The sequence below is a fragment of the Methylosinus sp. H3A genome (assembly GCF_015709455.1).
Taxonomy (GTDB): domain Bacteria; phylum Pseudomonadota; class Alphaproteobacteria; order Rhizobiales; family Beijerinckiaceae; genus Methylosinus.
The window spans coordinates 3,240,189-3,253,294 of the sequence record NZ_JADNQW010000005.1; the positions used below are offsets into that span (position 1 = coordinate 3,240,189).

Sequence of the window (13,106 nt, forward strand, 5' to 3'; positions counted from 1 at the left end):
GCTCGGCTCTTGCTTTGACCTATACGCTGGGTTACGGAACGCGCGGTCAGACGGCGCCCGGGGCTCCCGCCCCGAGAAACACCGCGCCGCCCCCGCCGCAAACGTCGGACATCGCCATGCCGAGCCTGCTCGAACAATATTTGCCGCTCGTGATCTTCATCGCCCTCGCGGCGATCATCGCCGGCGCTCTGCTCGTTCTCCCCTTCCTGGTCGCTTTCAAGGCGCCGGACCCGGAGAAGCTCTCAGCCTATGAGTGCGGCTTCAATCCGTTCGGCGACGCGCGCATGAAATTCGACGTGCGCTTCTATCTCGTCGCGCTGCTTTTCATCGTCTTCGACCTCGAGGTCGCCTTCCTCTTTCCTTGGGCGGTCGCCTTCAAGGAGGCGGGCGCCTTCGGCTTCTGGTCGATGATGTTCTTCCTCGGCGTTCTGACCGTCGGCTTCGTCTATGAATGGCGCAAGGGAGCGCTCGAATGGGATTGATCACTCGCCAGAGCCAGACTCTCGTCGCGCCGTCCGCCAAGGGTCTCGTCGATCCGCGCACCGGCAAGCCGGTGGGCGCGGACGATCCCTTCTATCTCGGCCTCAATGACGAGCTCGCCGACAAGGGCTTTCTCGTCACCGCGACCGACGATCTCATCAATTGGGCCCGCACCGGCTCGCTGATGTGGATGACCTTCGGTCTGGCCTGCTGCGCGGTGGAGATGATTCAGGCCGCCATGCCGCGCTATGATCTCGAGCGCTTCGGCTTCGCGCCGCGCGCCAGTCCGCGCCAGTCGGACGTCATCATCATCGCGGGCACGCTGACCAATAAGATGGCCCCGGCGCTACGCAAGGTCTACGACCAGATGCCGGAGCCGCGTTACGTCATCTCCATGGGCTCCTGCGCCAATGGCGGCGGCTATTACCACTATTCTTATTCGGTGGTGCGCGGCTGCGATCGAATCATTCCCGTGGATATTTATGTCCCCGGCTGTCCGCCTTCGGCCGAGGCGCTCGTCTATGGCGTTCTGCTCCTGCAGAAGAAGATCCGCCGCAGCGGCACGATCGAACGGTAAAGTCTCGCGCTCGCCAGAAGCGCGCAAAAAAGAAATGAAGACGATGCGAACCGACGTGCGAACAGCCGTCGGTTTCTCGTAACGTAGGGTGAGCCTGAGATGAGCGCGGAACTCGAATTGCTCGGCGAAAAAGTCGTCGCCGCTCTGCCGGGTGCGGTGAGAGGCCTCAAGATCGCCTATGGCGAGCTCACCGTCGAGGTCGAGCGCGCACGCTGGCTCGATGTCGCGCGCGTGCTGCGCGACGATCCGGGACTCCTCTTCGTCAGTTTCACCGACATTACCGCGGCGGATTACCCTGAGCGCGATCTGCGCTTCGACGTCGTGCTGCATCTTCTGTCGCCCAAGCACAATCAGCGCATCCGCGTGAAGACGCAGACCGACGAATCGACTCCGATCGCCTCGCTCACGAGCGTCTATGCGGGTGCCGACTGGTTCGAGCGCGAGACCTATGATCTGTTCGGCGTGTTGTTCGACGGTCATCCGGATCTGCGTCGCATCATGACCGACTACGGCTTCGAGGGGCATCCGCTGCGCAAGGATTTCCCGATGTCCGGCTATGTCGAGGTGCGCTATGACGACGAGCGCAAGCGCGTCGTCTACGAGCCGCTGAACCTCACCCAAGAATATCGGAAGTTCGATTTCCTGTCGCCGTGGGAGGGCGTGCAATATGATCTCCCCGGCGACGAAAAGGCGAGCAAGTGAGAGCGCGCGTCATGAACCTTCGCGCTGTTTCTGACTCTCGCTACTCGCTCTTCCCTCGCCTGGGACTGTCCCGATGAACGACCAGAGCCTCCGCAACTTCAATCTCAACTTCGGCCCGCAGCATCCGGCGGCGCATGGCGTGCTGCGCCTGATCCTCGAGCTCGACGGCGAAGTGGTCGAGCGCTGCGATCCGCATGTCGGCTTCCTGCATCGCGGCACAGAGAAGCTGATCGAGGCGCGCACCTATCTGCAGAACGTGCCTTATTTCGATCGGCTCGACTATTGCGCGCCGATGAACCAGGAGCACGCCTTCTGTCTCGGCATAGAGCAATTGCTCGAGGTCGAGGTTCCGCGCCGCGGCCAACTCATCCGCGTGCTCTACGCCGAGATCGGGCGACTTCTCTCGCATCTCCTCAACGTCACCTCGCAAGCGATGGACGTCGGCGCGCTGACGCCGCCGCTCTGGGGCTATGAGGAACGCGAGAAGCTCATGGTCTTCTACGAGCGAGCGAGCGGCGCGCGTATGCACGCCAATTACTTCCGTCCCGGCGGCGTCGCCCGCGACCTGCCGGACCGGCTCGTCGAGGATATCGGAGCCTTCTGCGATCCGTTCCTGAAGGTTCTCGACGATCTCGACGAGCTCTTCATCGGCAATCGCATCTTCAAGCAGCGCAACGCCGACATCGGCGTCATCTCGCTCGAGGATGCGTGGAAATTCGGCTTCTCCGGCGTGATGGTGCGCGGCTCCGGCGCGCCTTGGGATTTGCGCAAGGCGCGTCCCTATGATTGCTATGAGGAGATGGAGTTCGACATTCCTGTCGGCAAGAATGGCGATTGCTACGACCGCGCGGTCATCCGCATGGAAGAGATGCGTCAGTCGACGTCGATCATAAAGCAATGCGTCGACAAGCTGCTGAAGGCGGAGAATCGCGGTCCGGTGGCGACAGTCAACAACAAGATCACTTCGCCGCCACGCTCCGAGATGAAGCGCTCCATGGAGGCGCTCATCCATCACTTCAAGCTCTATACGGAAGGCTTCAAAGTGCCGGCCGGCGAGGTCTATGCGGCGGTCGAGGCGCCCAAGGGCGAGTTCGGCGTCTATCTCGTGTCGGACGGCAGCGACAAGCCCTATCGCTGCAAGCTCCGCGCGCCGGGCTTCGCGCATCTGCAGGCCATGGATTTTCTCTGCAAGGACCATTTGCTCGCCGACGTCTCGGCGATTCTTGGTTCGCTCGATATCGTCTTCGGGGAGGTCGATCGCTAATGTCCATCCGCCGTCTCGCCGAAGAGCAGCCCGCGAGCTTCGAGTTCACGCCCGAGAATAAGGCGTGGCTGGAACGACAGATCGCCAAATATCCCGACGGACGTCAGGCGTCCGTCGTCGTGCCCGCCCTTTGGCAGGCGCAGAAGCAGAACGATTATTGGTTGCCGCAGAAGGCGATCGAGAAGGTCGCGGAGACGCTGGGCATGCCCTACATCCGCGTGTTCGAGGTCGCGACCTTCTACACCATGTTCAATCTTGAGCCGGTGGGCAAATTCTACGTCCAGCTCTGCGGCACGACGCCCTGCCTGCTCGCGGGCTCCGACGATCTCATCGCCGTGCTCGAGCGTCGCGTCGGCCCTCAGCGTCATGTGACGGAGGACGGGCTGTTCTCCTGGCTCGAGGTCGAGTGCCTCGGCGCCTGCTGCAACGCGCCCATGGTGCAGATCAACGACGACTATTACGAAGATTTGACGGCTGAGAATTTCGAGAAGCTGCTCGACGATCTCGCCGCCGGCCGGCCGGTGAAGATCGGCTCGCAGACGGGCCGCGTCTCCTCGGAGCCGGCGGGCGGACTGACGAGCCTGACATCCTTCTACGGCGATGGCGCCAAAGCGCAGGCGGAGTGAACGACCCATGCTCGCCGATAAGGATCGCATCTTCACAAATCTCTACGGCATAGGCGACAAGAGCCTCGCCGGAGCCCGCTCGCGCGGCGCCTGGGACAACACCAAGGCGCTGCTGCAGCTCGGCCGCGACAAGATCATTCAGGAAGTGAAGGATTCGGGGCTGCGCGGACGCGGCGGCGCCGGCTTCTCGACCGGCCTCAAATGGTCCTTCATGCCTAAGACGCCCGATCCGGCGCGTCCCTCCTATCTCGTCATCAACGCCGACGAGTCGGAGCCGGGCACCTGCAAGGATCGCGAGATCATGCGCAATGATCCGCAGACGCTGATCGAAGGCGCGCTGATCGCCTCCTTCGCCATGGGCGCCCACGCCTCTTATATTTATGTGCGCGGCGAGTTCATCGCCGAGCGCGTCGCGTTGCAGAAGGCGATCGACGAGGCCTATGGCGCCAAGCTCATCGGCAAGGACAATATTCACGGCTATCCTTTCGATCTCTATGTGCATCACGGCGCGGGCGCCTATATCTGCGGCGAAGAGACGGCGCTGATCGAGAGCCTCGAGGGCAAGAAGGGCATGCCGCGGCTGAAGCCGCCGTTCCCTGCCAATGTCGGCCTCTACGGCTGTCCGACGACGGTCAACAATGTCGAATCCATCGCCGTCGTGCCGACCATTCTGCGTCGCGGCGCGAGCTGGTTCGCCGGCATCGGCACGCCCAACAACACCGGCACCAAGCTCTTCTCCATCTCCGGCCATGTGAACAAGCCGTGCAATGTGGAAGAGGCCATGTCCATTCCCTTCCGCGAGCTGATCGACAGCCATTGCGGCGGCGTGCGCGGCGGCTCGGACAATCTTCTCGCCGTCATTCCGGGCGGCTCCTCCGTGCGCCTCGTGCCGGCGGATCAGATTCTCGACTGTCCGATGGATTTCGACAATCTCGTCAAGCTCGGCTCGGGCCTCGGCACGGCGGCGGTCATCGTCATGGACAAGTCGACCGACATCATCCGCGCCATCGCCCGCATCTCTTATTTCTACAAGCATGAGAGCTGCGGCCAATGCACGCCTTGCCGCGAGGGCACGGGCTGGATGTGGCGCGTCATCACCCGCATGGCGGAAGGCCGCGCCCACAAGCGCGAGATCGACATGCTGTTCGATGTGTCGAAGCAGATCGAAGGACACACGATCTGTGCGCTCGGCGATGCGGCGGCGTGGCCGATCCAGGGCCTCATCAATCATTTCCGTGGCGAAATCGAGAAGCGCATCGATCGCTATGCGGCCAATCCGCATCCCGATCCTGTGCGCGTGGCGGCGGAGTAAGGCATTCCAATGACCAGAATTCTCGTCGATGGCGTCGAGGTCGATGTTCCGGCCGAATATACGCTGCTGCAGGCCTGCGAGGAGGCCGGCGCCGAGGTGCCGCGCTTCTGCTTCCACGAGCGTTTGTCGATCGCCGGCAATTGCCGCATGTGCCTCGTCGAGGTGAAGGGCGGCCCGCCCAAGCCGCAGGCCTCCTGCGCCATTGCCGTCAAGGATCTGCGTCCCGGCCCCGATGGCGCGCCGCCGGAAGTCTTCACCAAGACGCCCATGGTGAAGAAGGCGCGCGAAGGCGTGATGGAGTTCCTGCTCGTCAATCATCCGCTCGACTGTCCGATCTGCGATCAAGGCGGCGAATGCGACCTGCAGGATCAGTCGCTCGCCTTCGGCGGCGACAGCTCGCGCTACGCCGAGAACAAGCGCGCGGTCGAGGACAAATATATCGGTCCGCTCGTCAAGACTGCGATGACCCGCTGCATTCATTGCACCCGCTGCGTGCGCTTCACGGCGGAGATCGCCGGCACCAGCGACATGGGCGCGATCGGCCGCGGCGAGGATATGGAGATCACCACCTATCTGCAGACGGCGATGACGTCGGAGCTGCAGGGCAATGTGACCGATCTCTGTCCGGTCGGCGCGCTTCTGCCCAAGCCGCAGAATTTCCGCGCGCGTCCGTGGGAATATCAGAAGACCGAGACCATCGACGTGCAGGATGCGCTGGGCTCGGCGATCCGTGTCGACGCCCGCGGCCGCGAGGTGATCCGCATTCTGCCGCGCCTCAATGAGGCGGTGAATGAGGAGTGGATTTCCGACAAGACCCGCCAAGTGGTCGACGGATTGAAGGCGCAGCGCCTCGACCGCCCCTATATTCGTGAGAATGGACGCCTGCGTCCGGCCAGCTGGCAAGAGGCGCTCGCCGCTGTCGCCGCCAAGACCAAGGCGACGAAAGCCGAGAAGATCGGCGCGCTCGTCGGCGATCTCGCCGCGCTCGAGGAAATCTTCGCGCTGAAGCTGCTCGTCGAGGGCCTCGGCAGCGCCAATCTCGACGCGCGCCAGGACGGGACCAAGCTCGATCCGCGTTTCGGCCGCGCCTCCTATCTCTTCAACGCCACCATCGCCGGCGTCGACGCGGCGGATTCGCTGCTGATCATCGGCTCCAATCCACGCAAGGAAGCGCCGGTGCTCAATGCGCGCATCCGCAAGCGCTGGCTGAAGGGCGATTTCCCCATCTCGGTGATCGGCGAGCGGGCTGATCTGACCTATGATTACGATTATCTTGGCTCCGGTCCCGACGCTCTGGCGCGTTTCGTCGAAAGCGCGCCGACAGGCTCCGCCAAGCGCCTCGTGCTGATCGGGCAGGGCGCGCTGACGCGCCCCGACGGCCGTGCCATACTGGCGCTCGCCGCTCAGGCGGCGAGAAAACATGGCGGCCTCTCCGAGGGGTGGAACGGTTTCAGCGTGCTGCACACTACGGCCTCGCGCGTGGGGGCGCTCGAGCTCGGCTTCACGCCGGGGCAGGGCGGTCTCGACGCCGCAGACATCGCCAAGGCCGGCGCGCTCGATCTCGTCTTCAATCTCGGCGCCGATGAGATCGTGATCGAGCCGGGCGCTTTCGTCGTCTATATCGGCACGCATGGCGACAAGGGCGCGCATCGCGCCGACGTCATCCTGCCGGGCGCAGCCTATACGGAGAAATTCGGCCTCTATGTGAACACGGAAGGCCGCGTTCAGGAGGCGCTGCGCGCGACCTTCCCGCCGGGCGACGCCCGCGAGGATTGGGCGATCCTGCGCGCTCTCTCCGGCGCGCTCGGTTCTCCGCTGCCCTTCGATTCACTGCAGCAGCTGCGCGCCAAGCTCGGCGAGGCGCATCCGCATCTGCGCAAGCTGGACCAGATCGAGCCGGGCTCGGCCGCCGATCTAGAGGCGGTGGCGCTGCAGCCGGCGACGGCTTGGAAGGACGATTTCGTCTCCGCGATCACAGATTTTTATCTCACCAATCCGATCGCGCGCGCCTCGGCCACAATGGCGGAATGTTCGGCGCTGGCGCAGGGCCGGTTGAAGCAAGCGGCGGAATAGGAGCAAGGACGTGATCGACGGCTGGCTGCTGAACCTTCTCCTGATCATCGTAAAGAGCGTCGTTCTCACCGTCGCTCTGCTGATCTATCTCGCCTATGCGATCTACATCGACCGCAAGGTCTGGGCCGCCGTGCAGCTGCGCCGCGGCCCCAATGTCGTCGGACCCTGGGGCCTGCTCCAGAGCTTCGCCGACATGCTCAAATTCGTGTTGAAGGAGCCGGTGATCCCGGACACGGCGAATAAGGGCGTGTTCCTGCTCGCGCCCTTCATCACGGCCATGCTCGCGGTCGCGGCCTGGGCGGTCATCCCCGTCAATGACGGCTGGGCGGTCGCCGATCTCAATGTCGGAATTCTCTATATTTTCGCCATCTCGTCGCTCGGCGTCTATGGCATCATCATGGGCGGCTGGGCGTCGAACTCGAAATACCCCTTCCTGTCGGCGCTGCGCTCGGCGGCGCAAATGGTGTCCTATGAGGTCTCGATCGGCTTCGTCATCATCACCGTTCTGCTCTGCGCCGGCTCGCTGAACCTCACCGAGATCGTCCGCGCGCAGGATTCGCAATACGGAATCCTCGGCTGGTATTGGCTGCGCCTGCTGCCGATGTTCATCATCTTCTTCATCTCGGCGCTGGCCGAGACGAACCGCCCGCCCTTCGATCTCGTCGAGGCGGAATCGGAGCTCGTCGCCGGCTTCATGATCGAATATTCGGCGACGCCCTACATGCTGTTCATGCTCGGCGAATATGTCGCGATCCTGACCATGTGCGCCTTGCTGACGATCCTCTTTTTCGGCGGCTGGTTGCCGCCGGTCAATGTCGCGCCCTTCACTCTGATTCCGGGCGTGATCTGGTTCGTCCTGAAGGTCACGTTCTTCTTCTTCTTTTTCGCCATGGTGAAGGCCTTCGTGCCGCGCTACCGCTACGACCAGCTCATGCGGCTCGGCTGGAAGGTCTTCCTGCCCATCTCGCTCGTCATGGTGATCGTCGTCGCCGGCATTCTGCAATTCGCCGGCTCGGCGGGCGCGAACTAAGGGAGTGACGTCATGAAGCTCGATCAAGCGGCCAAGTCGCTCTTCCTAGCCGAGTTCATCGCAGCCTTCTTTCTGTCGATGCGCTACTTCTTCAAGCCGAAGGCGACGCTCAACTATCCGCACGAGAAGAACCCGATCTCGCCGCGCTTCCGCGGCGAGCATGCGCTGCGCCGCTATCCCAATGGCGAGGAGCGCTGCATCGCCTGCAAGCTCTGCGAAGCGATCTGTCCGGCGCAGGCGATCACCATCGAGGCCGGGGCGCGCCGCAATGACGGCACGCGTCGCACGACGCGCTATGACATCGACATGGTGAAATGCATCTATTGCGGCTTCTGCCAGGAAGCCTGTCCGGTGGACGCCATCGTCGAAGGGCCGAACCAGGAATTCGCGGTCGAGACGCGCGAGGAGCTCTACTACAACAAGGAGCGCCTGCTCGAGAACGGCGCGCGCTGGGAGCGCGAGATAGCGCGCAACATCGCGCTCGATTCTCCCTATCGCTAAAGGCGAGAATCGCCCGGACAACGAGGCTCTCGAGAGAGGACGACAAAGTGGCTGTGGCATTCTTCTATCTTTTCTCGGCGGTGCTGATCGCATCGGCTTTCGCGGTAATCGTCTCGCGCAATCCGGTCCATTCGGTGCTCTATCTCATCCTCGCCTTCGTCAATGGCGCGGGGCTCTTCCTGCTCGCCGGGGCCGAATTCCTCGCCATGATCCTCGTCGTCGTCTATGTCGGCGCGGTCGCCGTGCTGTTCCTCTTCGTGGTGATGATGCTCGACGTCGACTTCGCGGAGCTGCGCCAGGGCTTCACCAAATATCTGCCGATCGGCGCCGCCGTTGGCGCTGTGGTGCTCGGCGAGCTCGGCTTCGTCGCGCTCGGCTGGCAGAGCGCGCCCGGCGCGCAGGAGGCCGCCGCTGCGCCGATCGTCGCGGGCGTCTCCAATACGGCCGCGCTGGGGCAGGTGCTCTACACCAAATATTTCCTCTTCTTCCAGGCCTCGGCTCTGGTGCTGCTCACCGCCATGATCGGCGCGATCGTGCTGACGCTGCATCACCGGCCCGGCGTCAAGCGGCAGAAGATCGAGGAGCAGAACGCGCGCACGCGCGACAATGTCATCGAGATCAAGAAAGTGCCCTCGCGGGCGGGCGTCTGAGGGGATCGCAGCAATGGTCGTCGGCCTCACTCATTATCTCGTCGTCTCGGCGATCCTGTTCACGCTCGGTGTCGCCGGCATCATCCTCAACCGCAAGAACATCATCATCATATTGATGTCGGTCGAGCTGATCCTGCTGTCGGTCAACATCAATCTCGTGGCCTTCTCGGCCTCGCTCGGCGATCTGACCGGTCAGGTCTTCGCCCTGTTCATCCTCACGGTGGCGGCGGCGGAGGCGGCCATCGGCCTCGCCATTCTCGTCACCTATTTCCGCAACCGCGGCACGATCGCGGTCGAGGACATCAACTCTCTGAAGGGCTGAGCGCCGATGATCCAAGCAATCGTCTTCCTGCCGCTCATCGGCTTTCTCGTCGCGGGCCTGTTCGGGCGGCGTATCGGCGCGCGGGCGTCGGAGCTCGTGACGACGACGCTGCTGTTCATCGCGGCGGGCTTCTCCTGGATCGTGTTCTTCGACGTGGCGCTCGGCCATGGCCACGCCAGCGCGCCAGTGCTCGCCAATTGGTTCACCTCGGGCAAGCTCAGTGTCGATTGGGCCTTGCGCGTCGACTCGCTGACGGCGGTGATGCTCGTCGTCGTGAACAGCGTTTCCGCGCTCGTGCATTTCTATTCGATCGGCTATATGCACGAGGATCCGAGCCGTCCGCGCTTCTTCGCCTATCTGTCGCTCTTCACTTTCGCCATGCTCTCGCTGGTGACGGCCGATAATCTCGTGCAGATGTTCTTCGGCTGGGAGGGCGTTGGTCTCGCCTCCTACCTTCTCATCGGCTTCTGGTATCAGAAGCCGTCGGCCAATGCCGCGGCCATCAAGGCATTCGTCGTCAACCGCGTCGGCGACTTCGGCTTCGCGCTCGGCATTTTCCTCGTCTTCCAGCTCACGCAATCCTTGAGCTTCGAGCAGGTGTTCGCCGCCGTTCCTGGCATTGCCGGCCATAAGATCCATGTGTTCGGCGCCGATTTCGACGCGCTGACGCTGGCGACCTTCCTGCTCTTCATCGGCGCGATGGGCAAATCGGCGCAATTCCTGCTGCACACCTGGTTGCCGGACGCGATGGAGGGCCCGACGCCGGTCTCCGCCCTCATCCACGCCGCGACAATGGTGACCGCGGGCGTGTTCATGGTCGCGCGCCTGTCGCCGATCTTCGAATATGCGCCGGACACGCTCGCCTTCGTCACGCTGATCGGCGGCATAACGGCTTTCTTCGCGGCGACGATCGGCCTCGTGCAGAACGACATCAAGCGCGTCATCGCCTATTCGACCTGCTCGCAGCTCGGCTATATGTTCGTGGCCGAAGGCGTCGGCGCCTATTCGCTCGGCGTGTTCCATCTCTTCACCCACGCCTTCTTCAAGGCGCTGCTGTTCCTCGGTGCCGGCTCGGTCATCCATGCGATGCATCACGAGCAGGACATGCGGAACATGGGCGGGCTGTGGAACAAGATTCCCTTCACCTTCGCCATGATGACGATCGGCACTCTGGCGCTCACCGGCGTCGGTATTCCGGGGACGGAGCTCGGCTTCGCGGGCTTCTTCTCCAAGGATGCGATCATCGAGGCGGCTTTCGCGGCCGGAGAGCACCACAGCGTCGCTTATTTCGCCTTCGTCTCGACCGTGGTCGCGGCGGGCCTCACCTCCTTCTACTCCTGGCGTCTCGTCTTCATGACCTTCTTCGGCAAGGCGAAGGAGGCGCATGGCGACGCCCATGCGGCGCATAGCGACGCTCACGCGCATGGTGACGACCATGCTCATGACGATCACGCACATGACGCCCATGGCCATGGCCATCACGCGCCGCACGAGTCGCCGATCGTCATGCTGATCCCGCTCGCCGTTCTGGCGGTGGGCGCGGTAGCGGCGGGCGCCGTGTTCATGGGCGACTTCGCCGGGCACGCCTATGACGAATTCTGGAAGGGCGCTCTGTTCACCGGTCATGACAATCACATTCTGCACGCGATGCATGAGATCCCGCATTGGGTTTCCTATGCCGCGACGGTGATGATGGTTTTGGGCTTCCTCGTCGCCTTCTTCATCTACCAACTCGCCCCGGGCACGGCGCAGAAGATCGCGCACGCCTTCCCGCGGCTCTACCGCTTCCTGCTCAATAAATGGTATTTCGACGAGCTCTATGACGCGATCTTCGTGCGTCCGACCTTCGCGCTCGGTCGTCTGCTGTGGAAGGGCGGCGACGGACGGATCATCGACGGGCTCGGCCCGGACGGTATCGCCGCGCGCGTCGTCGACGGGGCGCGTCTGGCAGTGAAACTGCAGACCGGATATGTCTATCACTATGCCTTCGCCATGCTGATCGGCGTCGCGGCGGTCATCACCTGGTTCGTCGCGGGAGGTCTGCGCTGATGTTCGGTTTCGGCATTCTCACGGGCCTCACCTTTCTGCCGCTGGTCGGCGCGGCCTTCATTCTCACGCTCAAGGGTGAGGACGAGGCGACGCTGCGCAACGCCAAATGGGCCGCGCTGCTGACGACGATCGTCGTCTTTCTGCTCTCGCTCGTCGTCTGGGGGCGCTTCGACACGGCGAGCGCAGCCTTTCAGCTCATCGAGCAGAAGAGCTGGTTCGGCTCCGGCCTCACTTACAAAATGGGTGTGGATGGCTTTTCCATACCCTTCGTGCTGCTGACGACCTTCCTGACGCCCTTCGCCATTCTCGCCTCCTGGGAGTCGGTGAAGTTTCGCCTGAAGGAATATCTCATCGCTTTTCTCGTCCTCGAGACGCTGATGATCGGCGTGTTCTGCGCGCTCGATCTCGTGCTTTTCTATCTCTTCTTCGAGGGCGGCCTCATTCCGATGTTCCTCATCATCGGCATTTGGGGCGGCAAAAGGCGCGTCTATGCGAGCTTCAAATTCTTCCTCTACACGCTCGTGGGCTCGCTCTTGATGCTCATCGCCATTCTGGCGATCTATGGCAAGACGGGCACGACCGACATCGTCACTCTGCTCGAGACGCAGTTCCCGCCGTCGATGCAGACTTGGCTGTGGCTCGCTTTCTTCGCTTCCTTCGCGGTGAAGATGCCGATGTGGCCGGTCCACACCTGGCTGCCGGACGCTCACGTCGAGGCGCCGACCGCGGGATCTGTGATCCTCGCCGCCATTCTGCTGAAGATGGGCGGCTACGGCTTCATCCGCTTCTCGCTGCCCATGTTCCCGGACGCGTCGGCCTATTTTGCGCCGCTCATTTATGCGCTTTCGGTCATCGCCGTCATCTACACCTCGCTCGTCGCGCTGGTGCAGGAGGACATCAAAAAGCTCATCGCTTATTCCTCGATCGCGCATATGGGCTTCGTCACCATGGGCCTGTTCACGCTGACGCCGCAGGGCGTGCAGGGCGCGATGTTCCTGATGGTCTCACACGGCTTCGTCTCCGGCGCGCTGTTCCTCTGCGTCGGCGTGATCTACGACCGCATGCATACGCGCGAGATCGCGGCCTATGGCGGCCTCGTCAATCGCATGCCGCTCTATGCCGTAACCTTCATGATCTTCACCATGGCGAATGTCGGCCTGCCCGGAACATCCGGCTTCGTCGGCGAGTTCCTGACTCTGGCCGGAGCCTTTGTCGCCAATAGCTGGGTGGCGCTGTTCGCGACGACGGGCGTCGTCCTGTCGGCCGCTTACGCGCTCTATCTCTATCGACGCGTCGTCTTCGGGCCGCTCGACAAGCCGTCGCTGCAATCGATCAGCGATCTTTCGGCGCGCGAGCTCGTCCTCTTCGTGCCGCTCATCGCGCTCACCATCTATTACGGCGTGCGCCCGGGGCCGATCCTTGAGGCTTCCGCAGCCTCCGTCGCCAATCTCCTGCAATCTCACACGGCCCTGGCCAATGCGGCGAAAGTCGTCGCCCAGGCTGTTCAATGATCGGTCGCT

The 13,106-nt window shown here is 62.9% G+C and carries 13 protein-coding genes; all 13 read left to right on the forward strand.

Annotated elements, in window-relative coordinates; genetic code table 11:
• The first annotated feature begins 116 nt into the window (after positions 1-116).
• The 13 genes from IY145_RS17890 to IY145_RS17950 all read left to right on the forward strand — a co-directional run bounded on the left by IY145_RS17890 (position 117) and on the right by IY145_RS17950 (position 13,097).
• Entirely contained in the window at positions 117-482 is a 366-nt protein-coding gene (locus tag IY145_RS17890) for an NADH-quinone oxidoreductase subunit A (protein ID WP_196409444.1), read from the forward strand.
• Positions 473-1,057 carry a NuoB/complex I 20 kDa subunit family protein gene (locus IY145_RS17895; RefSeq protein WP_196409445.1) on the forward strand — a complete coding sequence of 195 codons (585 nt, stop codon included), beginning with the start codon at positions 473-475 and terminating at the stop codon, positions 1,055-1,057. Before IY145_RS17890 ends, IY145_RS17895 begins: the two co-directional genes overlap by 10 nt.
• A 99-nt stretch (positions 1,058-1,156) precedes the next feature.
• Positions 1,157-1,759 carry an NADH-quinone oxidoreductase subunit C gene (locus IY145_RS17900; RefSeq protein ID WP_196409446.1) on the forward strand — a complete coding sequence of 201 codons (603 nt, stop codon included), beginning with the start codon at positions 1,157-1,159 and terminating at the stop codon, positions 1,757-1,759.
• Positions 1,760-1,832: 73 nt separating this feature from the next.
• The gene (locus tag IY145_RS17905) at positions 1,833-3,023 is read left to right on the forward strand and encodes an NADH-quinone oxidoreductase subunit D (protein ID WP_196409447.1); all 1,191 of its coding nucleotides are present in this window, start codon (positions 1,833-1,835) and stop codon (positions 3,021-3,023) included.
• Positions 3,023-3,649, forward strand: a complete 627-nt coding sequence (gene nuoE / locus IY145_RS17910) for an NADH-quinone oxidoreductase subunit NuoE (protein ID WP_196409448.1) — start codon at positions 3,023-3,025, stop codon at positions 3,647-3,649. Before IY145_RS17905 ends, nuoE begins: the two co-directional genes overlap by 1 nt.
• Before the next feature lie 7 nt (positions 3,650-3,656).
• Complete coding sequence (gene nuoF, locus IY145_RS17915) at positions 3,657-4,961, forward strand: NADH-quinone oxidoreductase subunit NuoF (protein WP_196409449.1); 1,305 nt, start codon at positions 3,657-3,659, stop codon at positions 4,959-4,961.
• A 9-nt stretch (positions 4,962-4,970) separates the two neighbouring features.
• Positions 4,971-7,034, forward strand: coding sequence for an NADH-quinone oxidoreductase subunit NuoG (gene nuoG, locus IY145_RS17920; RefSeq protein ID WP_196409450.1), 2,064 nt, complete (start codon positions 4,971-4,973; stop codon positions 7,032-7,034).
• A gap of 10 nt (positions 7,035-7,044) precedes the next feature.
• Entirely contained in the window at positions 7,045-8,064 is a 1,020-nt protein-coding gene (gene nuoH / locus IY145_RS17925; RefSeq protein ID WP_196409451.1) for an NADH-quinone oxidoreductase subunit NuoH, read from the forward strand.
• A gap of 12 nt (positions 8,065-8,076) precedes the next feature.
• On the forward strand, positions 8,077-8,565 hold the full coding sequence (gene nuoI, locus IY145_RS17930; protein ID WP_196409452.1) for an NADH-quinone oxidoreductase subunit NuoI: 489 nt from the start codon (positions 8,077-8,079) through the stop codon (positions 8,563-8,565).
• Between the two features lie 47 nt (positions 8,566-8,612).
• Positions 8,613-9,215 carry an NADH-quinone oxidoreductase subunit J gene (locus tag IY145_RS17935; protein WP_196409453.1) on the forward strand — a complete coding sequence of 201 codons (603 nt, stop codon included), beginning with the start codon at positions 8,613-8,615 and terminating at the stop codon, positions 9,213-9,215.
• A 13-nt stretch (positions 9,216-9,228) separates the two neighbouring features.
• On the forward strand, positions 9,229-9,537 hold the full coding sequence (nuoK, locus tag IY145_RS17940) for an NADH-quinone oxidoreductase subunit NuoK (RefSeq protein ID WP_196409454.1): 309 nt from the start codon (positions 9,229-9,231) through the stop codon (positions 9,535-9,537).
• A gap of 6 nt (positions 9,538-9,543) precedes the next feature.
• Entirely contained in the window at positions 9,544-11,586 is a 2,043-nt protein-coding gene (nuoL, locus tag IY145_RS17945; RefSeq protein ID WP_196409455.1) for an NADH-quinone oxidoreductase subunit L, read from the forward strand.
• On the forward strand, positions 11,586-13,097 hold the full coding sequence (locus tag IY145_RS17950; protein ID WP_196409456.1) for an NADH-quinone oxidoreductase subunit M: 1,512 nt from the start codon (positions 11,586-11,588) through the stop codon (positions 13,095-13,097). The genes nuoL and IY145_RS17950 overlap by 1 nt, the downstream gene beginning before the upstream one ends.
• The last annotated feature ends 9 nt before the right edge of the window (positions 13,098-13,106 follow it).